Below are 378 nucleotides of genomic sequence, written 5' to 3' on the forward strand. Positions count from 1 at the left end.
GCCAGCAGTGCGCGGCGAACTCGCGGAATGAAAGCCCCGGGCGCAGCAGCTGGAGGTTATGGCTGACCTGCTGCGAGGCAATGTCGAGCAGCGCGCGCTGGGCCCCGGTCACTGGTTTGCCAGGGCAGACGAAGCTGCGCGAGATGTCCGACAGGTAACCGCCGGGGCCGACCATGTCGGTGTCGAAGCAGACCATCTCGCCCGCCTCGATGACTTTGTCGGTGGCGTCCTGGAACCACGGGTTGGTGCGCGGACCGGAGCTGAGCAGGCGGCTCTCGGCCCACTCGCCGCCCTGGGCCACGTTGGTGCCGTGGAGGATGCTCCACAGCTGGTTTTCGGTAATACCCGGCACCAGGCTGGCCCGCATGCGGGCGATGG

The 378-nt window shown here is 68.0% G+C and carries 1 protein-coding gene; it reads right to left on the reverse strand.

Going from position 1 to position 378, the window contains the following annotated elements; genetic code table 11:
* Nucleotides 1–378: M24 family metallopeptidase (locus SB765_RS28240; protein ID WP_410932300.1), on the reverse strand; the 378-nt coding region annotated here is incomplete at both ends.

This window comes from Pseudomonas sp. SIMBA_067, assembly GCF_046534675.1.
Classification (GTDB): Bacteria; Pseudomonadota; Gammaproteobacteria; order Pseudomonadales; family Pseudomonadaceae; genus Aquipseudomonas; species Aquipseudomonas putida.